The organism is Herbiconiux sp. VKM Ac-1786 (genome assembly GCF_015350805.1).
Lineage (GTDB): Bacteria > Actinomycetota > Actinomycetes > Actinomycetales > Microbacteriaceae > Herbiconiux.
This window is the reverse complement of record NZ_JADKSG010000001.1, coordinates 1,895,321-1,916,178: the sequence shown is the minus strand read 5'-3', so window position 1 is coordinate 1,916,178 and position 20,858 is coordinate 1,895,321. Positions and strand designations below refer to the sequence as shown.

Genomic DNA, 20,858 nt, shown 5'->3' with positions numbered 1-20,858 from the left:
CAAACATATGATGTATGCTGTTCACACGCTCTCGCGAGAGGCGTCGTGCGGTTCACTGGAGAAAAGCAGGACACGATGAGAATCACAGGCTTCACGAGTCTGACCACCGTGCACGACTGGGGCCGCCCCGTCGGTGACGTCAACGGCGTGGTGGCCGGTGGCGTCACCGAGGTGCCCCTGCTGCTGCTGCACACCGACGGCGGCCTCACCGGCATCGGTCTCGGTGCGCACACCGACATCGCGCGGGTCTTCCCGGCGATCGAGAACGAGGACCCGCGGGCGGTCGTCGCCCTCTACGACCGGATGCTCGCCCACGTCTTCAAGACGGGCCATGCCGGTGCCACCTTCGGCACCATCGGCGCCGTCGACATGGCGCTCTGGGACCTCAAGGCGAAGATGGCCGGCGAACCCCTCTGGCGCACGCTCGGCGCCCGCGACCGCTTCGTACCCGGCTACGCCTCGGGGCTGGACATCGCCCTCGGCGACGAGGAGCTCGTCGCCCTGTACACGCGCTACGCCGATCGCGGCTTCGCCAGCGCCAAGCTCAAGGGCGGCCGCGACAGCGACACCGACGTGGCACGCCTGAAGGCGGTCGCCGACACGCTGCGCCGCAACTCCCCCCGCCCCGCGCTGATGCTCGACGCGAACGAGTCGTGGAACGTCAAGCAGGCCGTGCGCTACATCGCCGAGGTCGAGGCGCAGGTGCCGCTGACCTGGATCGAGGAGCCGGTGCGCCGCTGGGACTCGGCCGGCAACGCCGCCGTGAGCCGCGCGGTCAAGGCCGCCGTCGCGACGGGCGAGAACCTCGTCGGCCTCGAGCAGTACGGACCGCTGCTCGACGCGCACGGCGTCGACGTGGTGCAGGCCGGCATGGTCTGGGGCATCACCCACTTCCTGCGGGTGTCGGCCATCGCGCACGCCCGCGACCTGCCGGTCAGTCCGGTCGGCTACAACGCCAACCCGATCGCCCACGCGGCGGCCGCCGTGCCGAACCACTTCACCACGGAGGTGCAGGATCTCGGCATGCCCGTCGGCCTCACGGTCGACCAGACGATCGACGACGGCGGCATCCGCCTCGGCGACGAGCCGGGACTCGGCATCACGCTCGACGAGGCCGCGATCGCGGCGATCGGCGGGGTCGAGGGGTGGCGCATCCCGGCGGGGCCGCACGTGCGGCCGGCGCGGGCAGGCCTGCGGCTCGTTCCCGAGACCGTTCCGCGGGCAGAGCGACCCTGACGCGGTTCCCGCTGCGCGCGGTGGGCGCGGTGGGCGCAGGGGGCGCGGTGGGCGCAGGGGGCGCGGTGGGCGCAGGGGGCGCGGTGGGCGCGGTGGGCGCGGCTAGAGTCGCGGGCGCGAGGGCAGCGAGACGATCAGCACGGCGGCGATGACGAGCACCGCGGCGATCGGGGTGGTCCAGTCGACGCCGTGGCCGGCGCCCGGGGCGATCAGGTCGATGGCGATCGAGCCGAGGAGCTGCCCCGAGATGGAGCAGAGGCCGAGCAGCAGCACGCCGGTGCTGCGCACCGCGGTCGCGAGCCCGAAGATGAAGGTGACGCCGAGCGGACCGCCGAGGTAGAGCCACCACTCGGGCGGGAACGACGTCGGCAGGCCGCCCACCACGAGGGCGTGCACGACGGCGATGACGAGCAGCAGCGCGGTGCCGGCGATGAAGTTGAACAGCGTCGAGCTCACGGCCGATCCGGCCGCGGCGGCCACCCTGCCGTTCGCCGCCTGCTGCACCGCCTGCGCGATGCCGGCCGCGAACGGCAGCAGGAGCAGCCAGAACGGGATCTCGGGGTCGATGTGCGCGGCCACCGACCAGACCACCACGCCGAACGCGATACCCGCGCCCAGCACGCGACGCAGAGTCAGGTAGCGGCGGCCGCCCGGGCCGATCCCGACGCGGTCGACGACGAGGCCGCTCACGGTCTGGCCGCCGATGAAGGCCACGGTGAAGAGCGAGACGCCCACGAGGGCGGAGGCGAGGCCCTGCGTCAGCACGAAGATGCCGCCCCCGACGCCGGCGAAGAGCATCCAGAACGGAAGCCGGCCGCCGCGCACCTCGGCGACGGCCCGGCGGGCACCGACCCGCGCCGAGGGCATCAGCGCGACGATCACGACGACGATCAGCAGGCCGACCGCGAAACTGATTGCCGCGGCCGTGTAGCCGTCGCCGAGCCGGCGTCCGAACTCGCCGTTGATGCGCGACTGGGTCGCCATCAGCACGCCGCACACGACGGCGACGCCGACCGCCGCCCCGAGGGGCAGACGGCCGGCGTGCGGCGGTGGGGTGAGGCTCACTCGGGCTCTCGCTCGGGCTTCGGCTCTAGCGGGGTGCGACCGGGCTGTCGGCCGCGATCTCACCGAGCAGGGCGTCGCCGGGGAAGGCGTCGACCATCTCGGCCTCGATCTCGGCGCGGTCGAGCAGCTCGTCCATGCGGCGACGACGGGCGCGCGGGATCAGGGTGACCACGGTGCCCTTCTTGCCGGCACGGCCGGTGCGGCCGGCGCGGTGCAGGTACGTCTTGTACTCGTCGGGCGCGTCGGCCTGGATGACCAGGTCGATGTCGTCGACGTGGATGCCGCGGGCCGCCACGTCGGTCGCCACGAGCACGTTGACCCGCCCGCTGGTGAGCTGCTGCAGGTTGCGTGTGCGGCGCGACTGGTTGAGGTCGCCGTGCAGGCTGGTGGCCGGGAAGCCGGCGTCCTCCAGCTGCTCGGCCAGCATCTCGGCGTAGGCGCGGGTGCGGCTGAAGATCAGCGTCTTGCCCTCGCGGTCGGCGAGCTGCTTGATGATCTCGCTCTTGTCGCGGCTCTCGACGACGAGCACGCGGTGGTCGATGGTGCTGGACGCCTGGTCCTCACCGGCGACCTCGTGCACGCTCGGGTTGACGAGGAACTCCTCGACCAGGGTGGCGACACCCTTGTCGAGGGTGGCGGAGAAGAGCAGCTTCTGGCCGCCGTCCTTGGTGTGACGCAGGATGCGCTGCACCGGCTCGAGGAAGCCCAGGTCGCACATGTGGTCGGCCTCGTCGAGCACCGTGATGGTGACGTCGCTGAGGTCGAGACGACGCTGCTCGATCAGGTCCTCGATGCGGCCGGGGGTGCCGATGATGATGTCGACGCCGCGCTGCAGCGCGCCCACCTGGCGGGCCTGGGGCACGCCGCCGTAGATCTGGGTGGTGAACAGGCCGACGGCGCGCGCGATGGGCTGCACGGTGCGGTCGATCTGCAGGGCCAGCTCGCGGGTCGGGGCCAGGATGAGCGCCCGGGGCTTGCGGCCCGGCTTGCGGTTCGCGCCGCCGCCGTTCTCCATCAGGCGCTCCACGAGGGGGGCGCCGAAGGCGATGGTCTTGCCGGAACCGGTGCGGCCACGGCCGAGCACGTCGCGACCCTCGAGCACCATCGGGATGGTGGCCGCCTGGATCGGGAACGGGCTCTCGGCGCCGAGCTCCTTGAGCACGCGGGTGATGTTGCCGCCGATGCCGAGGTCGGCGAAGGTCACGCCGTCGACGTCTCCGGCGAGGGTGGCCTGGGCCTCGAGGCGCTCGAGCACGACGTCGTCGGCCTGGTTGAAGGCGGGCTTGCTGTCGCGGTTCGGGTAGAAGTCGCTGCCGCGGTCGCTGCGCTCGGCGCGGGCCGGGCGGCTGTCGCGGTCGAAGCTGCGGGCCGGGCGGTCGTCGCGGTCGAACGAGCGCTTGGGGCGGTCGTCGAAGCTGCGCGCCGGACGGTCGTTGTACGCCGGACGCTCGGTGCGAGCCGGACGGTCGTTGTAGGCGGGACGCTCGGTGCGAGCCGGACGGTCGTCGCGGTCGAACGAGCGCTTCGGGCGGTCGTCGAAGCTGCGCGCCGGGCGGTCAGCGCGGTCGAAGGAGCGCTTGGGGCGCTCTTCCCACGTCCTCTTGGGCGCGTCCTCGCGGGCCTTGGCGGCCTCGGCGCGGCGCTCCTCGTTGCGGGCGTCGTTCCACTTCTGGCGGTCGGTGCGCTGCGGCACGCGACGCTCGTCGCGGTCGTACGAGGGACGCTCGTCGCGGTTGTGGGCGGGGCGCTCGTCGCGGCCGTACGCCGGACGCTCGCTGCGACCGGTGCCGGTGCCGGACTTGTTGAAGCCGTTCTCGCGGCTCGGGCGGCTGTAGCCGCCGCGCTCGGGACGGTCACCGTACGACGGACGCTCCGACCGCTCACCGCGGCTGTAGCCGCCGCGCTCAGGACGGTCACCGTACGACGGACGCTCCGACCGCTCACCGCGGCTGTAGCCGCCGCGCTCGGGACGGTCACCGTAGGCGGGACGCTCGGGACGGTCGCCGTACGAGGGACGCTCGCCGCGCGAGCTCGGGGCCGCGCCGCGGGCGCTGCGCTCGTCGGCGTTCCAGCGCTGCTTGCGCGGCGCCGACTCGTCGGCGGGCTTGAAGCCACGGTGCGAGGGGCTGCGGCTGCCGGCCTTGGGGCCGCCCTTGCCGGGGGTGCGGGGCTCGTAGTTCTTGGCGGCTTTGAAGCCACCGGACTTGTTGGATTTGGGCATGATTCTTCCTGGGTTATCTCGAATTGCGCACACCTCAACACCGAACGTGTTGGCAGTGCTAACTAGATCCCCGGGAGTAGCGGGGGCCGTGTCGTACGCGACATTCACCAGTGACCAGCGCTTCCATGCGCTGACTGGGAAACCGGCCCACCAGACTTACAAACCCAACCGCAGGGAACCCCACGGTGTCCAGAGCCGACCAACCGACACTACACGATCGGCCGACCCCTGTCGAGTGCCACCGCCCGAGCCCGGGCGGCGAGCCCTCAGATGTCGGTGACGACCGTGCGCGTCAGCACCGGCGGCGCCGCCAGCAGCGACCCCAGGTCGGACACGCCCTCGGGCGTCGACCGCCACTCGCGGTACGCGTCGTCGGCCTCCATCGACTCCCACTTCTCGACCACGATGAAGTGCTCGCGGTCGTCGGCGTCGACGGTCACCTCGACACCGAGGCTGCCCTCGCGGGCGCGGGTGGCGGCGAGCACCGAGTGGATCACCTCCGGCGCGGAGTCGAGCAGGTCGGGCTTGATGCGCAGGTCGAGCAGCGAGATCACGGTCATGCGCCCACAGTACGCCCGCCCGCCGACACCGCCGCGCCCCGGGTTGCGCGCCGCCCGCCGACCCTGCCGCGCCTTGCCCGGTTCGCAAGAACGGCCGATCTTTCCGCCCGGGCGCCCGGAACGGGCATCCGGAATCTGCCAGTGTGACCAAGGTGACCTCGAACGACCGCATCACCCTGCGCTTCCTCGCCGCCCCGCAGGACGCGGCCGCCGACGGCCGCACCGTCGCCGCCGGCCGCGTGCTCGAGTGGATCGACAAGGCCGGCTACGCGTGCGCCGTCGGCTGGAGCGGCGCCTACTGCGTCACCGCCTACGTCGGCAACGTGCACTTCACCCGCCGCGTGCAGCCGGGCGAGCTGATCGAGGCCCGCGCGCGCATCATCCACACGGGGCGCACGAGCATGCAGGTGCTCGTGCAGATCGGGTCGGCGGATGCACGGAGCCGCCGCTTCACACCCGCCACCCATTGCCTGCTCGTCTTCGTGGCGGTCGACGCCACCGGTTCCCCGCAGCCGGTGCCCGAGTGGGTGCCGGCCGACGACGACGAGCGGATGCTCCACGAACGCGCCGCGGAGAGGCTCGCCCCGCGCCGGGCCATCCGCGACGCGATGCTCGCCCAGCGGTTCACCGCCGAGGGAACGACCCCGCGCACGGTCTTCCGCTTCCTCGCCGCGCCGCAGGACGCGAACTTCGGCGGCAACGCCCACGGCGGAACGGTGCTGCGCTGGATCGACGAGGCGGCCTACGCCTGCGCCGCCTCCTGGACGTCGGAGCAGGCGGTGGCGGTGTACTCGGGCGGGATCCACTTCTTCAGCCCGATCCGGATCGGGGACCTCGTGGAGGTGGAGGCGCGGCTGATCCGCACGGGCGGGCGGAGCCTGCACATCGCGGTGCACGTGCGGGCGGCGTCGCCGCGCACGCCGCAGGAGCTGCGGCTGACGACGCACTGCATGACGATCTTCGTCGACCTCGGCCCCGACGGGCGGGCCCGGGCGGTCGAGGCGCTTCCGGCGCGCTCCGACGAGGACCGCCGGCTCGCGGAGCACGCCGCCGAGCTCACCCGGCTCCGCGACTCCCTCGAGGCGCTCCCGGTCTGACCCGCGCACCGAGCGCGGACTGCGGGGCCGAGCCGATCGAGGCGGCTCAGCCCAGCTGCGGCACGATCTCCCGCGCGATGAAGTCGAGGTGGTCGAGGTCGCCCAGGTCGAGAACCTGCAGGTACACCCGGGTCACCCCCTCCTCGCGAAGCGCGCCGAGCGTGTCGACGACCTCGGCGGCCGACCCGGCCAGCCCGTTCGTCCGCAGCTCGGCCGGCTCGCGCCCGATCGCCGCGGCCCGCGCCTGGAACGACGCCTCCGACGACCCCGTCGCCACCACGAGCGCCGCCGAGTACGTGAGCGAGTCGGGGTCGCGCCCGACCGATTCGCAGGCCGACCGCACGCCCGCGATCAGCCCGGGCGTCGTGCCCGGGTCGGGGAACGGGATGTTGAACTCGGTCGCGAACCGGGCCGCGAGCAGCGGCGTGCGCTTCGCGCCCTTGCCGCCGACGATCACGGGCACCGGCGACTGCACGGGCTTCGGCAGCGCCGGCGAGTCCTCGAGCGTGTAGTGAGCACCGTCGAAGGAGTAGGTGGAACCGGCCGGCGTCGACCAGAGCCCGGTCACGATCTCGAGCTGCTCCTCGAGCAGGTCGAACCGCTTCGGCGGGAACGGGATGCCGTACGCCCGGTGCTCCTGCTCGAACCATCCGGTGCCGAGCCCCAGCTCGGCGCGCCCGCCCGACATCGCGTCGACCTGCGCGACCTGGATCGCGAGGATGCCCGGGTACCGGTACGTGACGCTCGACACCATCGTGCCGAGCCGGATGCGGCTGGTCTCGCGGGCGAGCCCGGCCAGCGTCGTCCACGCATCGGTCGGCCCGTAGCCGGGGTCGCCGTCGCCCATCCGGAGGTAGTGGTCGGAGCGGAAGAACGCGTCGAAGCCGAGCTCCTCCGTCGCCTTCGCGACGGCGAGCAGCTCGTCGTAGCTCGCACCCTGCTGCGGTTCGGTGAAGATTCTGAAGTCCACGGAACCAGCCTAGGCGCGCATCCGTCGCCCTGGATCGCGCAGCCCGTCGCCGCGCAGCCCGTCGCCGCCCCCGTCAGCGTCGCCGCGGACCCGTCGCCCGCAGGGCCCCGAGCAGGCCGGCGACCGCGAACACGAGGGTGGCGCCCAGCACGACCGCGATCGGCAACGTCCAGGCGCCCGTCGCGTCGTGCACCGCTCCGACGAGGGCCGGCGCCGTCGCGCCGAGCGCGTAGCCGACGCCCTGCACCATCGCCGAGAGCCGACGCGCGTGCGTGCCGGTCAGCGAGAGCTGCACGACGAGCATGAACACGATCGTGATGCCGCCGCCCTGCGCGACGCCGCCGAGGAAGCCCCAGGCGAGCCACGCCTCGGGGGCCAGCATCAGCCCGAGCGGGAACGTCACCCAGAGCACCGCCACCCCGATGAACGTGCGCGGGATGCCCAGCCGCTGGGCGAGCAGGGGCACGCCGAGGGCCCCCACCACGGCCGCGATCTGGAAGATGGAGGAACTGGTGCCTGCGGCGGCGGCCGAGTATCCGACCTCCTGCTGCAGGATGCTCGGGAACCACGCCGTCAGCCCGTAGTACGAGAACGCCTGCCCGGCGAAGGCCAGTGCGAGCAGCACCGCCGAGAGGTTGCGCCAGGTGCGCGGCTCGGCCGGCGCCACCGGGATGCCCCGGGTGTCGACCGCGACCGTGTCGACGGCGCCGGTCTCGACCGCGGGCTTCAGCGGCCCCCACTTCACGGCCGCCCGGGGCCCTACGGCGACCAGCCAGAACACGGCGGCGATGACGACGAAACCGGTCCAGGCGAGCAGGGCGCCCCGCCAGCCGAAGGCCGCCGAGAGCGGCACGGTGGCGAGCGAGGTGATCATCGAGCTGACGTTCATGGCCGAGGTGTACGCACCGGTGACGATGCCCACGCGCGCGGTCGGCACGTCGCGGCGGATGATCACCGGGATCACCACGTTGCCGATCGTGATGAAGGCACCCATGATGATCGTGCCCGTGAACGTGGCCTCGGCCCCGCCCGCCGAGCGCACGATCGAGCCGATACCGACGCCGAGGATGGCCACGGTGGTCGCCAGGTTCGCCCCCGCCCGGCCGATGAAGATCGAGGCGAACGGCGTGACGAGCGCGAAGCAGAGCACCGGCAGGCTGGTCAGCAGCCCGGCCTGGGCCGCGTTCAGCGCGAGGTCGCCGCTGATCTCGGGGGTGATCGGCGCGACGGCCACGATCGGCCCGCGCAGGATGAACCCGATCGCGACGATCCCGGTGACGAGCAGCCACGGGAAGCCGGAGCGCGCTGAACGGGTCATCCGCTCAATGCTACGCGCGGTGCGGCGCGGCGGTCCGCCCGTCCCGCTCCCCGGGGTGGGGGCAGGGCGGGCGGATGCGCGAGCCGGCGCTACGCGGTGGCCGGCCGGGCGCGCTGCGGCACGGTCCAGCCGATCGTGTCGGGTCGCCGGCGCCGGGCGAGGGCCGCCTGCGAGAGCGCGAGGCTGAGCAGCAGCATCACGACCATGACCACCGCGGCCGAGAGCACGGTGCCCGCCGAGCCCCCGGTGAGGATCGCCTGGATGCCCGCCACCGCGTAGCTCAGCGGCGTGACCGCGCTGATCGCCTGGAACGGCGCCGAGAGGATCTCGACCGGGTACAGCCCGCCCGTCGATGCCAGCTGCAGGGCCAGCAGCACGAGCGAGATCACCGAGCCGATACGGCCGAAGGCGGTGCTCAGCAGCTGGTGGAAGGCCGTGAAGGCGAGCGCGACCAGGAGCGAGAACCCGAGGGTGGCCGGGAACGACGCCCACTCGACACCGAGGGCGATGTGGATGAACAGCACCACGATCAGCGTCTGGGCGGCGGCGAGGCCACCGGCGATGGAGAAGGTGCGGCGGGTCAGGCGCCCGGTCGGCACCGACGAGGCCAGCACCTGCCGCGAGAACGGCCGCAGCCAGAGGAACAGGGCGAGCGCTCCGATCCACAGGGCGGTCGGCAGCAGGATGGTCGACACGACCTGCCCGATGCTGTTGACCTGGTTCGCGGTCGACACGTCGACGTCCACGGGCGTCGCGGCGACCTTCGCGGCCGCCTCCGAGTCGCTCGGCGCCTGCGCGTTCAACTGGTCGGCGCCGGTGGACAGCCCGCTCGACAGCTCCTCGGCCCCGTCGCCCAGCTGCGTCGCCCCGCTGGCGAGCTGCTCGGCCCCGGGCACGGTCTGCGCGACCCCGTCCGACAGCTGCTCGACCCCGGTGGCCAGCGCGCCGGCTCCCGGCGCCGTCTGCGCCAGCCCACTCGCGAGGCTTCCGAGGCCGCCAGAGAGCTCGACCACCCCGTCCGACACCGTGGCGAGGTTCGGCGCGATGGTGGCGAGACCCCCGCTCACCTGGGCGGCGCCGGGCGCGACCTGGCCCAGTCCGTCCGAGAGCTGCTTCGCGCCGTCGCGCAGGGGCTGGCTGCCGGCCGTGAGCTGCGGGCCCGCGTCGACGAGCGCGTCGAGGGCGTCGGGCACGGGAGCGAGCTGCGCCGCGCCGCCCGCGAGCAGCGTGCCGTTCTCGGAGAGTGTGCCGAGGCCCGAGGCGAGCTGGGCTGCGGCGGCCTTGAGCTCGTCAGGGGCGGTCGGGTCGGCCGCGATGGCGTCCGAGAGCGCCTGGGCACCGACGGCCGACTGGGAGACGCCGTCGGTGTACGCGGGGATGCCGGCGATGAGCTGCCGGATCCCGTCGGAGGCCGGACCCAGCTGGCCCACGCCACCGGCGAACTGGTCGACCGCCCCGGTGTAGGTGTCGACGCCGGTCGAGAACTCCGCCGCGCCCGAAGCCAGTCCGCCCACACCGCCCGCGACCTGGGCCGCACCCGCGGCCGACGCGGTCACGCCCGAGCTCAGCTGCGGCAGTCCGGCAGCCAGCGCGGCCGCTCCGGTCGAGGTCGACGACGCACCCGCGGAGAGCTCCGTCAGGCCGTCCGCGAGCTGGGACGCACCGGGCACCGCCGCCGCCGCACCCGTGGAGATCGTGTTCAGGCCGTCGGCGAGCTGGGTGGCGCCGGTGGCGAGGCCGTCGGCGCCCGTGCCGAGCTGGGAGGCGCCGGAGGCGGCGTCGGAGAGGCTCGTGCCCAGCGTGCCGAAGCTCGTGTAGACGCCGTTCACGACCTGCGCCGTGACGGTCTGGCCGAAGCCGGCCTGCACCGCCGACGCGACGGTCGAGGCGAGGATGCCCGAGAGGTACCCGTGCGCGTCGTCGGTCTGGATGTCGATCAGCCCGGACTTCGGGTCGGGCGTCGCGAGGGTGTTCAGCGTGGCCGAGAAGTCCTCGGGGATCGTCAGCACCGCGTAGTAGGTGCCGTCCTTCAGCCCCTCCTCCGCCTGCTCCGAGTTGGTCAGCTCCCAGCCGAAGCCGCTCTCGCCCGGCCCGGTGAGCTCGGTGACGAGCCCGCGCCCGGCGAAGTTCACCGACTGGGTGCCGTCGGCGGCGGTGGTCGTGACCAGCTTGTCGTTGTTCACGATCGCGGCCGGCACCTGCGTGAGGTTCGTGTCGGCGTTCGAGAGGGCTCCCGCGAACAGTCCGTTGACCGCGAGCGGGGTGAGCGCCACCGCGACGGCCGCGAGCACGATCAGGGCGAGGCGCGTGCGCCGCTTCGAGCGCGGGGTGGGAGTGGAGGTCGAGGTGCTCATCGCGAGAGTCCTTTCGCGGCCGAGGCCGGGTTCGCGGAGGCGGTGCCGAGGGAGGAGGGGGAGGGCGGTGTGGCCAGGTCGATGCGGCCGAGCATCCGGTCGCCGAGGGCCGTGCCGACACTCGAGGCGTGCGCGGCGGGGGCCGCCGAGAGGCCGAGCAGCAGGGTGGTGCCCGGGTCGGCGATGCCCGCGACGGCGGCCACGAAGGCGGTGCCCGACGGATGCGCGAACTCGCCGTCACCCGCATCGACCACCACGAGCGGCGCACCGTCGGCCACGCCGAGAGCGACAGTGACGAGCGAGAGCGCCAGCGGCGACAGCTCGCCGAGCGTGCGGTGCACGTCGATCGGCACCTCGCCGCCGACCGCCGCGAGCGACGAGTTGACCCGCCCGACGAGGCGGGAGGCCGCGTGCTTGTCGCGCCGGAACCAGGGGGAGCCGAGCGCGACCCGCTCGTTCAGCGCGTCGCCGACGCTCACCGTGGAGTCGAGCCGGCGCGAGTCGAGGTCGACCAGCGTCACCCGGCGCGCGACGTCGCCGTTCTCGGAGGGCAGGCCGTGGCCGAGCACCTGCAGCCGGCCGCCCGAGGGGGCGATGCGTCCGGCGATCGCCGCACCGACCAGGCGCCGCGCGGCGGTGTCGCCGGTGACGACGGTGAGGCTGCCGGCCTCGACCGAGAAGGTGTGCGGGCCGCCGGCCCCGTCGATCTCCAGCGACGAGGCGTCGATCGCGGCCGACTGCGTCGAGGCCCAGGACGCCTCGTCGAGGTGCTCGCGCAGGCTCTCGCCCTCGACGTCGACGTTCGGCAGGATGCGGCCGAGCCACTTCGGCAGGTACCAGGCGTGCCGGCCCAGCAGGGTCATCACGGCCGGCACGAGCGTCATGCGCACGAGGAACGCGTCGACGAAGACGCCGACCGCGAGCGCCAGGGCGATGGCCTTGATCGGCCCCTCCCCCTCGGGCACGAAGGCGAAGAAGACGAAGAACATGATCAGCGCGGCCGCGGTGACGACGCGCGCCCCGTTCTGGAAGCCGATGCGCACGGCCCGGCGGGCATCCCCCGTCTTGACGAACTCCTCGCGCATGCCCGAGACGAGGAACACCTCGTAGTCCATGGCGAGCCCGAACAGGATGGCCATCAGGAGGATCGGCAGGAAGCTGATGATCGGCCCGGTCGTGTGCACGTTCAGCAGGTCGGCCGCGAAGCCGTCCTGGAACACCGCGACCGTGACGCCGAACGACGCCCCGACGGTGAGCAGGAAGCCGAGGGCCGCCTTGATCGGCACCGCGATCGAGCGGAACACCATCGCGAGCAGGATGATCGACAGCCCCACCACGAGCACTCCGAACGGCAGCAGCGCATTGGTCAGCTGCGTCGACACGTCGATCGCGACGGCGGTCTGGCCGCTCACCGTGATCGGCACGTCGTACTGATCCTCGATCTCGCCCTTCAGGTCGCGCAGCCGCTGCACGAGCTCCTTGGTCTCGGGCGAGTCGGGCGCGGTCGTCGGCACCACCTGGAAGATCGCGGTGTCGAGCGTCTCGTCGGGCAGGCCCTGGCCCACCGAGGCGACACCGTCGACGGCCTCGAGATCCGAGCGGATGCCCGCGAGGTCGTTCTGGATGTCGGTGGTCTGCGTGATGTCGGCCACCACGACGACGGTGCCGTTGCTGCCCTCGCCGAACTTGTCGGCGATGGTGTCGTAGGCCGTGCGGGTGGTCGAGCCCTCGGGCTGCGAGGCCGCGGTCGGCAGGTTCAGGTCGAGGCTCGCGGCCGGGATCGACGCGGCGCCGAGCAGGCCCACGACGAGCACGATGAACACGATCGGCGCCTTCATCACGAGCGCCACCCAGCGCCCGCCGAGCGAGGGCTTGGCGCGCTTGGCCGCCGGTGCCGCCGCGGGGGCGTCACCCGAGCTGTTCGAGGAGGGGGCTCCGGATGCGCGGCCCTCCGCCGGCTCGTCGGCGTGCTCGTTCGCGGCGATCGCCCGCCGCGCCGCCCGCGATCCCGCCTTCGGCACCAGCTTGCCGCGGGCGATGCCCATGATGGCCGGGAGCAGCGTCATGGCGATGCAGACCGCCGCGAGCACGGCGAACGCGGCCGCGACACCCATCACCGACAGGAACGGGATGCCGACGACCAGCAGGCCGAGCAGCGCGATGATGACGGTCAGGCCCGCGAACACGACGGCGGCGCCGGCGGTCGCGACGGAGCGCGCGGCCGACTCCTCGGGATCCATCCCGAGGGCGAGCTGTGTCCTGTGCCGGGACAGGATGAACAGGGCGTAGTCGATTCCGACCGCCAGCCCGATCATCACCGCCAGCGTCGGCGCGGTGCTCGACACGGTGGTGAAGGCCGCGGCGAGCGTGATGCCGCCCATGGCGACGCCCACGCCGATCAGCGCCGAGAGCAGCGGGAGGCCGGCCGTCAGCAGCGAGCCGAAGGTGACCAGCAGCACGACGAAGGCGAACACGACGCCGAACACCTCGGTGATGGTGAGGCCGAACCCGGTCGACTGGAACACCTCGCCCGTGTACGAGACGGTCAGGCCCTCGTCGACGAGCTTCTGCCCCGCGTCCTCGAGGGCGTCGAGCGACGAGTCCTTCACGTCGGTCGCCGGCCCGTCGAACTGCACCTTGATCAGTGCGGTCGTGCCGTCCTCGGAGATCGCGTCGGTGGCGTACTCGGAGTAGGGCGAGACGACGCTCGCGACCTGGTCGAGGTCGGTGATGCCGTCGGCGACGTCGGAGATCTCCTGCTTCACCGGGTCGTCGTTCACGTTCTGGCCGTCGGGCGCGGAGACCACCATCGTCGCGCCGGCTCCCGCCGCCTGCGGGAAGAGGCTGTCGAGCTTGTCGATCGCCTGCTGCGACTCGGTGCCCGGGATCGTGAAGCTCTCCTGGGTCTGTCCGCCGAGGGCGAGACCGCCGCCGAGGATCGCGCCGAGCACGAGCACCCAGCCGATCACGACGTACCAGGCGCGACGGTAGGCGAAGCGGCCGATGCGGTAGAGCAGTGTTGCCACGGGAGGGCTCCTCGGGTCAGCGGGTCGGTGTGAAGCGGTGCGGCGGGTGCAGCAGGTGGGGTCAGCGGGACAGCGGGGTGATGAGCTCGGTGACGACGTCGATGAGGGCCTCCCTGACCTCGGCGACGTCTTCGATCTCGGCGACGCTCGGTCGCGAGGCGACCATCACGTACGCGGCTCCGGCGAGGGCGACACCCAGACGGATGCGCTGCGCCGGGGTGGGCAGACCGACCATGAACGACTCGCCGATGCGGTCGATCAGGCCGCGAGCCTCGTCGACCACGACGATGTCGGACAGGGTCTGCCCCTGGTTGATGATGATGTGCGCCGCGAGGCGGTGCTCGAGCAGCAGGTCGATGAACTCGGTGACGAAGCCGTCGCGGCGGTCGTCGGCCGTCAGCTTCTCGACGATGGAGTCGAGGAACAGGGACAACTGCTCGACGGCAGGCCGCAGGGCGGCGTCGAAGAGCGACTCCTTCGAGCCGAAGTGGTAGAGCACGCTCGACTTCGAGTAGCCCGCCGCGTCGGCGATCTGCTGCAGGCTCGTGCCGGCGTAGCCGTTCTCGGCGAACATCTGCAAGGCGATGCCGCGCAGCTCGGCGCCGACGTCGTTCTGGACGCGGGCGATGGGCTGGATGGGCATGATCTCGAGAGTATCCTGACCGATCGGTCAGCGCCTGCACGATCGGTCAGATTGACGGTCTCCTTCCAGCTTCGCCCCCGCGGCGGGATGACGGAGGGCCTTGACAGCACTAGCGTCATGCCATGAGCAACGAGCGATTCGCCGACGAGCAGGCGGGGTACCACAAGACGCTGAAGCCGCGTCAGCTCCAGATGATCGCCATCGGCGGCGCGATCGGCACGGGACTCTTCCTCGGCGCGGGCGGCCGCCTGCACGAGGCGGGGCCGCTGCTGGTCATCGACTACGCCGTCTGCGGCTTCTTCGCCTTCCTCATCCTGCGCGCGCTCGGCGAGCTGGTGCTGCACCGGCCGTCGTCGGGGTCGTTCGTCAGCTACGCCCGCGAGTTCTACGGCGAGAAGGCCGCGTACGTCTCCGGCTGGCTGTACTTCCTCAACTGGGCGATGACCGCGATCGTCGACTCCACGGCGGTCGCCGTCTACGTGCAGTACTGGAGCCTGTTCACCGACGTGCCGCAGTGGCTGCTGGCCCTGATCGCTCTGGCGATCGTGCTCGGGGCGAACATGATCTCGGTGAAGGTGTTCGGCGAGATGGAGTTCTGGTTCGCGCTGATCAAGGTCACCGCGCTCGTGGCCTTCCTGATCATCGGCGTCGTGTTCCTCGCCTTCGCGTTCCCCACCGACCAGGGCGTCACGGGCATCCCGATGGTCGTCGCCGAGGGCGGGCTGTTCCCCGACGGCATCAACACCCTCGTGGTGGCGGTCGTGATGATCCAGGGCGTGGTGTTCGCCTACGCCGGCGTCGAGCTCGTCGGCACGGCCGCCGGCGAGACGGCGAACCCCGAGAAGATCATGCCGCGGGCCATCAACAGCGTCGTCTTCCGCATCGCGGTGTTCTACTGCGGCTCGGTGCTGCTGCTCGCCCTGCTGCTGCCCGCCTCGAGCTACTCGGGCACCGAGAGCCCGTTCGTCACCTTCTTCTCCAGCATCGGCGATCCGACGGTGGCCGCGATCGCCGGGTCGGCGATGAACTTCGTGGTGCTCACGGCGGCCCTGTCGAGTCTGAATGCCGGCCTGTACTCGACCGGGCGCATCCTGCACTCGATGTCGACGGCGGGTGCCGCCCCGAAGTTCACCGGCCGGATCAGCAAGCGCGGCGTGCCGTTCGGCGGCATCCTGCTCACCTCGGCGGTCGCGCTGCTCGGCGTCGGCCTCAACTTCGTGGTGCCGGCGCAGGCGTTCGAGATCGTGCTGAACGTCTCGGCGCTCGGCATCGTGTCGAGCTGGGGCACCATCGTGCTCTGCCAGATGAAGTTCAAGAAGCTGACCGACCAGGGTCTGTACACACGGCCGAAGTTCCGGCTGTTCGGGGCGCCGTTCACCTCGTACCTGACGCTGGTGTTCCTCGTCGCGGTGCTCGTGCTGATGGCGTTCGACTACCCGGCGGGCACCTTCACGATCGCGTCGCTCGTGATCATCGTGCCGCTGCTGATCGTGGGCTGGTACGTCTACCGCGACCGGATCCTCGCGATCGCGAAGGAGCGCGACGGGTACACCGGCGCCTACCCGACGGTGGCGAACCGACCGAAGGAGTGAGGCGCCGGCGCGGCCCTATCAGGCCGGTCAGGCGTGGTCGCGCCAGGAGTGCTGCGGCTCGAACCAGAGCATGCGGCGGGCCTTGTCGATGCCCAGCAGCGTCTCGGTGCCGGTGACCTCGCGGGTGAACGGCACCTCGGGGAAGTAGCGCTCGGCGAGCTCGGCCGAGGGCGTCGTCATGACGGTGTCGGCGGCGGCGATGATGAAGGCTTCGAAGCCGGTGAGGGTGCTCTCGAGCGCGAGCCGCACGGCCTGGGCGCCGTCACGGGCGTCGATGTAGCCCCAGGAGTTCCAGGACCGGCTCTCGGGGGTCTTTTCGAAGGCGGGGAAGGCGGCGTAGTCCTCGACGTCCATCACGTTCGAGAAGCGCAGGCCGATCAGCTTGAGGTTCGGGTTCCAGCGCGTGAAGTGCCGCGCCATCTCCTCCTCGACGGCCTTGCCGAGCGAGTAGGTGGTCGACGGGCGCACGGGGTACTCCTCGTCGACGGGGAAGTAGGGCGGCGGGTTCTCGAGGAAGGGCAGGCCGAGCACAGTCTCGCTCGAGGCCCAGACGACGTTGTCGATGCCGGCGGCCTTCGCGGCGGCGAAGACGTTGTAGCTCGCCGGCACGTTGTTGGCGAAGGTGGCCGAGTTGGGCCGGAGCCCCGGCGCCGGGATCGCGGCGAGGTGCACGAGCGCATCCACCCCGTCGTAGCGATCGTCGACGCTGGTGAGGCACTGCAGCACCTGGCCGTAGTCGGTCAGATCGGTCTGAACGAACAGGGCGCGGTCGTCGGAACCCGGCCGTTGGTCGAGGTTCACGACCTCGTAGCCGCTGTCGAGCAGGTGCGTGACGACCGCGCGGCCCAGCTTCCCACTGCCTCCGGTGACGACGACTCGGGTCATGTTCTCTCCTTCATGAGCAGACGGATGCCGGTTCCAACCCTAAGCTGACCGCATGGCCGTCGTCGCATCCGTCTTCCTCGTTCTGGCGGGGCTCGTCCACGTCTACATCTTCGTGCTGGAGAGTCTGCGCTGGCGGCACCCGGCCACCTGGAAGATCTTCGGCCTCGCCTCGCAGGCCGATGCCGACACCACGGCGCCGATGGCCTACAACCAGGGCTTCTACAACCTGTTCCTCGCGGTCGGGGTCGTGCTCGGCGTCATCCTGTACTGGGCGGGGGCGGTGCCGGCGGGCGCGGCGATCGCGCTCTTCGCGGGGCTGTCGATGGTGCTGGCGGCCGCGGTGCTCATCTCGACCGGCCGCCGCAACCTGCGGCCCGCGTCGATCCAGGGCATCGCGCCCCTCATCGGCGTCGTCACCCTCGTCATCGCCCTGGTGGCCTAGCCCCACCTCTCCGACCCAGCCATACCCATCTCGGGCAAGCGCGTCAGCGCGCGGCAGCCCGTCTGCTGCCGCGCGCTTCGCGCTTGCCCACGGATGCGGTGGCCGGCTAGGCGGCGGGTCACTGGATGGTGCGACGCCGGGTGGTCGGAATCGGCTTCTGCTCCGTATCGACCCACCGCGCCGGAATGAGATGAGGCACCCATCGTGCATGGTCAGTTTCCATGGTGATTTGTGCAGGTGGGAGTGGTGGAAGTGGCAGAGAAGAACGCCATTGTCGATATCAGTGCGGCCAGGCGGATGATCGTCCGAAACCCACTCGTTCGCATGATGTGTCTCGCAGTACGAGAAAGACCGGTCGCAGCTAGGCCACACGCAGCCGCCGTCGCGGGCTGCTGACGCTCGATTCTGCATCTTCGCGCAGGTGGCTGGCCGCCTTGACGGTCACATACGCGGTGAGCCGACACGAAATGGTCTGATCGACGAGGGTCTCCTCGGCGAGGGCCACGACGTCGGGTGAGCATCCGCGGTCGGCGAGCACTCCACACTGGTTCACGATCGTGGTCGCCGCCTCCACCCCGAGCACGCCCTGATCGAGCACGCGGGCCACTACCGGGAACGGCGCCAGCCCCTCGCCCCCACCCAGAAGCACCGCACCCCGCAGTTTCCGCCCGAGCTCGAGCCGCGCCTTGCACGCTCGCGCCGACGCCCCGGCGACCTTCGCGACGAGCGCGACCGGGCTGGTGAAGTTCTGCGACCGGTTCAGCCCCTCGTCGCCGAGCTCGCTGCGTGACTGCACCCCGACCTCCCCGGCGAGCCGCACCTGCCGGGCCGAAACCGCACGCCCCACGGAATCGCCGCACAGTTCGGCGGCGATCTCGTGGAGAGCTACGGTTTGCGCGAGCGGCTGCGGTTCGCGAGGCGCTGCTGCAGCATGACCGCCGCCACGATGATCGCGCCCTTCGCGATGGCCTGCACCGACGTCGACAGGTTGTTCTGCGTGAACACGTTCGTCAGCGTCGAGAAGATCAGGACGCCGAGCACGGTGCCCATGATCGTGCCGCGACCACCCACGAGCAGCGTGCCGCCGACGACGACCGCCGCGATGGCGTCGAGCTCGTAGAGCGTGCCGTGCGTCGAGGTGCCGGCCGTCGTGCGGGCCAGCATCATCACGGCCGCGATGCCCGCGGTGAGCCCGGCGAGCACGTAGACGTACATGATGTGGCGCTTCACCTTGATGCCCGCCAGCCGTGCGGCCTCGAGGTTGCCACCGATCGCGACCGTGCGCCGCCCGAAGGTGGTGCGGTTCAGCAGGAACCAGCCGGCGATCACGACGATCACGAAGATCCAGATCAGGATCGGCACCCCGATCAGGTCACCGCGCATCGCCGAGAGGAAGCCCTGCTCCTTCACGATCTGCGTGGTGCGGTTCGCCAGCACCTCGGCGAGACCCCGGGCGGCCACGAGCATCGCGAGGGTCGCGATGAACGCCACCACGTTGCCGTAGGCGATCACGATCCCGTTGATCAGCCCCGCCCCGGCGCCCACGGCGAGCGCCACGATCACCATCACGATCCAGCTGGTCGAGGTCGCGAAGTCCTGCACCCACGACAGCGTGGCCACGACCGTCGCGAGGCCCATCACCGAGCCGACCGAGAGGTCGATGCCGCCCGCCGTGATCACGAAGGTCATGCCGATGCTGATCACCCCGATGATCGAGGCGAAGCGGATGATCGTCAGCACGTTCTCGAAGCTGGCGAAGCGGTCGCCCGCCGTGATCGTGCCCACCACGAACAGCGCCAGCAGGGCGATGACGAGGCCGAGGCTGCGCCCGGCCGACCCCCCAAGCATCCGCGAGATCGCGTTCGGGGTCTTGTCGGCAGGCGTCTGGCCTCCGGTCGGCGCCGGCCCGGCGAGGGTGGCGGCGGAGTTCTGCTCGCTCATGCGGCGGTTCCTTTCATCACGAGATCGAGCACGCGGTGCTCGTCGATGTCGTCGGCTCGGCTGGTGTGGATGACGCGGCCCTCGGCCACGACGAGCACCCGGTCGGAGAGACCGAGCACCTCGTCGATCTCACTGGAGATGACGACGATGGCGGTGCCCTTCTCCGCCAGGCGGCGGATCAGGGCGTAGATCTCGGCGCGCGCCCCCACGTCGACGCCCCGGGTGGGCTCGTCGAGCAGCAGGATGCGCGTGCCGTGCACGAGCCAGCGGGCGAGCAGCAGCTTCTGCTGGTTGCCGCCCGAGAGGGTGCGGGCCGGGCGGTCGGGGTCGGCCGGCCGGAGTTCGAGGGCGTCGAGCTGCTCCCGGGCGATGCGGCGCTCTGACCGCTCGTCGAGGAACCCGAGCTTGGCCCAGCGGGTGAAGCTGGCGAGCGTGACGTTGCGGTAGACGGGCTCGTCGAGGATGAGCCCCTGGCTCTTGCGCTCCTCGGGCGAGAGCCCCATGCCCGCGTGCACCCCGGCCCGCACCGATCCGGCGGGCAGCCGCCGCCCGTCGACCTCGACGGTGCCGTCGGTGGCCTTGCGCGCCCCGTACAGCGTCTCGACGATCTCCGAGCGGCCCGACCCCACCAGGCCGGCGAGCCCCACGATCTCGCCGGCCCGCACCTCGAAGCTCACGTCGGCGAAGACGCCCGCGAGCCCGAGACCCTGCACCGACAGCACCACGGGCGCCTCCGCGGGCACCCCGGGTGCCGGCGGGAAGACGTTCTCCACGGTGCGCCCGGTCATCAGCGTGATCAGCTCGGCGGTCGGCGTGCTCGCCACCGGCAACGAGGTCGCCATCGTGCGCCCGTCTTTGATCACGGTGATGCGGTCGCCGATCTCCCGGATCTCCTCGAGCCGGTGCGAGATGTAGATCACCGCGATGCCGGCCGCGGTCAGCTCGCGCACCACCCGGAAGAGGTTCTTCACCTCTTCCGAGTCGAGCACCGCCGAGGGCTCGTCCATCACGATCAGCTTGGCGTCGTGGCTGAGCGCCCGGGCCATGCTCACGATCTGCTTGTTCGCGGCCGAGAGCGAGCCGACCTCGCGCGAGGGCGAGATCTGCGGATGCCCGAGCCGCGCCATCAGGCCGGCGGCCTCCTTCGCGCTCCGACGCCGCTCCGTCACCCCGGCCCGCGCGTGCTCGTGGCCGAGGAAGATGTTCTCGGCCACCGTCAGACCGTCGACCACGTCGAGCTCCTGGTACATCGTGGCGATACCGAGCTGGATGGCGGCCACCGGGTCGGCGATGGTCACGGCCTCCCCGTTCCAGAGGATTTCGCCCGAGTCGGGCTGGTTCACCCCCGAGAGCGTCTTGATGAGCGTGGACTTGCCCGCGCCGTTCTGGCCGAGCACGCAGTGCACCTCGCCGGGCAGCACCGTCAGCTCCACGCCATCGAGGGCGCGGACGCCCGCGAAGGCCTTGGTCAACGCCCTCACCTCGAGTAATGACGTTTCATGGTCGAC

General features: G+C 71.5%; 16 protein-coding genes. 4 read left to right on the top strand and 12 right to left on the bottom strand.

Annotated elements, in window-relative coordinates; genetic code table 11:
* Positions 1–75: 75 nt before the first annotated feature.
* Entirely contained in the window at positions 76–1,236 is a 1,161-nt protein-coding gene (locus tag ITJ64_RS09375) for a mandelate racemase/muconate lactonizing enzyme family protein (protein WP_194680368.1), read from the top strand.
* Between the two features lie 102 nt (positions 1,237–1,338).
* Here the strand turns inward: ITJ64_RS09375 and ITJ64_RS09370 are convergent, their stop codons facing one another.
* From ITJ64_RS09370 to ITJ64_RS09360, 3 genes are all read right to left on the bottom strand, one after another.
* Positions 1,339–2,301 (bottom strand): DMT family transporter, encoded by a 963-nt coding sequence (locus ITJ64_RS09370; protein ID WP_194680367.1) that lies wholly within the window; start codon positions 2,299–2,301, stop codon positions 1,339–1,341.
* A gap of 25 nt (positions 2,302–2,326) precedes the next feature.
* Positions 2,327–4,522 carry a DEAD/DEAH box helicase gene (locus ITJ64_RS09365; protein WP_194680366.1) on the bottom strand — a complete coding sequence of 732 codons (2,196 nt, stop codon included), beginning with the start codon at positions 4,520–4,522 and terminating at the stop codon, positions 2,327–2,329.
* Between the two features lie 266 nt (positions 4,523–4,788).
* Positions 4,789–5,082 (bottom strand): putative quinol monooxygenase, encoded by a 294-nt coding sequence (locus tag ITJ64_RS09360; protein ID WP_194680365.1) that lies wholly within the window; start codon positions 5,080–5,082, stop codon positions 4,789–4,791.
* 143 nt (positions 5,083–5,225) lie between these two features.
* On the opposite strand from ITJ64_RS09360, the gene ITJ64_RS09355 reads away from it, so the two are divergent.
* A complete protein-coding gene (locus ITJ64_RS09355) occupies positions 5,226–6,179 on the top strand; it encodes an acyl-CoA thioesterase (RefSeq protein ID WP_370545113.1) in 954 nt (317 codons plus the stop codon).
* 46 nt (positions 6,180–6,225) lie between these two features.
* On the opposite strand, the gene ITJ64_RS09350 is transcribed toward ITJ64_RS09355, so the two are convergent.
* The 5 genes from ITJ64_RS09350 to ITJ64_RS09330 form a co-directional block, all read right to left on the bottom strand.
* Entirely contained in the window at positions 6,226–7,149 is a 924-nt protein-coding gene (locus ITJ64_RS09350) for an LLM class F420-dependent oxidoreductase (protein ID WP_194680364.1), read from the bottom strand.
* 73 nt (positions 7,150–7,222) lie between these two features.
* Positions 7,223–8,467: a CynX/NimT family MFS transporter gene (locus tag ITJ64_RS09345; RefSeq protein WP_194680363.1), complete on the bottom strand. Its 1,245-nt coding sequence runs from the start codon at positions 8,465–8,467 to the stop codon at positions 7,223–7,225.
* A gap of 89 nt (positions 8,468–8,556) precedes the next feature.
* Entirely contained in the window at positions 8,557–10,821 is a 2,265-nt protein-coding gene (locus ITJ64_RS09340) for a YhgE/Pip domain-containing protein (RefSeq protein ID WP_194680362.1), read from the bottom strand.
* Entirely contained in the window at positions 10,818–13,847 is a 3,030-nt protein-coding gene (locus ITJ64_RS09335) for an MMPL family transporter (RefSeq protein WP_194680361.1), read from the bottom strand. The genes ITJ64_RS09340 and ITJ64_RS09335 overlap by 4 nt, the downstream gene beginning before the upstream one ends.
* Positions 13,848–13,908: 61 nt before the next feature.
* On the bottom strand, positions 13,909–14,490 hold the full coding sequence (locus ITJ64_RS09330) for a TetR/AcrR family transcriptional regulator (protein WP_194680360.1): 582 nt from the start codon (positions 14,488–14,490) through the stop codon (positions 13,909–13,911).
* A 122-nt stretch (positions 14,491–14,612) separates the two neighbouring features.
* Here ITJ64_RS09330 and ITJ64_RS09325 point away from each other — a divergent pair, with 122 nt between their 5' ends.
* Positions 14,613–16,082 carry an amino acid permease gene (locus tag ITJ64_RS09325; RefSeq protein WP_194680359.1) on the top strand — a complete coding sequence of 490 codons (1,470 nt, stop codon included), beginning with the start codon at positions 14,613–14,615 and terminating at the stop codon, positions 16,080–16,082.
* Positions 16,083–16,109: 27 nt separating this feature from the next.
* Here the strand turns inward: ITJ64_RS09325 and ITJ64_RS09320 are convergent, their stop codons facing one another.
* Positions 16,110–16,967 carry an NAD(P)-dependent oxidoreductase gene (locus ITJ64_RS09320; RefSeq protein ID WP_194680358.1) on the bottom strand — a complete coding sequence of 286 codons (858 nt, stop codon included), beginning with the start codon at positions 16,965–16,967 and terminating at the stop codon, positions 16,110–16,112.
* A 52-nt stretch (positions 16,968–17,019) separates the two neighbouring features.
* Here ITJ64_RS09320 and ITJ64_RS09315 point away from each other — a divergent pair, with 52 nt between their 5' ends.
* Complete coding sequence (locus ITJ64_RS09315; protein WP_194680357.1) at positions 17,020–17,409, top strand: DUF1304 domain-containing protein; 390 nt, start codon at positions 17,020–17,022, stop codon at positions 17,407–17,409.
* 361 nt (positions 17,410–17,770) lie between these two features.
* Here ITJ64_RS09315 and ITJ64_RS09310 read toward each other — a convergent pair whose 3' ends face one another.
* The 3 genes from ITJ64_RS09310 to ITJ64_RS09300 form a co-directional block, all read right to left on the bottom strand.
* A complete protein-coding gene (locus ITJ64_RS09310) occupies positions 17,771–18,205 on the bottom strand; it encodes a hypothetical protein (protein WP_194680356.1) in 435 nt (144 codons plus the stop codon).
* 89 nt (positions 18,206–18,294) lie between these two features.
* Positions 18,295–19,350, bottom strand: a complete 1,056-nt coding sequence (locus ITJ64_RS09305; RefSeq protein WP_194680355.1) for an ABC transporter permease — start codon at positions 19,348–19,350, stop codon at positions 18,295–18,297.
* Positions 19,347–20,822: a sugar ABC transporter ATP-binding protein gene (locus ITJ64_RS09300; RefSeq protein WP_228507771.1), complete on the bottom strand. Its 1,476-nt coding sequence runs from the start codon at positions 20,820–20,822 to the stop codon at positions 19,347–19,349. Before ITJ64_RS09300 ends, ITJ64_RS09305 begins: the two co-directional genes overlap by 4 nt.
* Positions 20,823–20,858 lie beyond the last annotated feature (36 nt).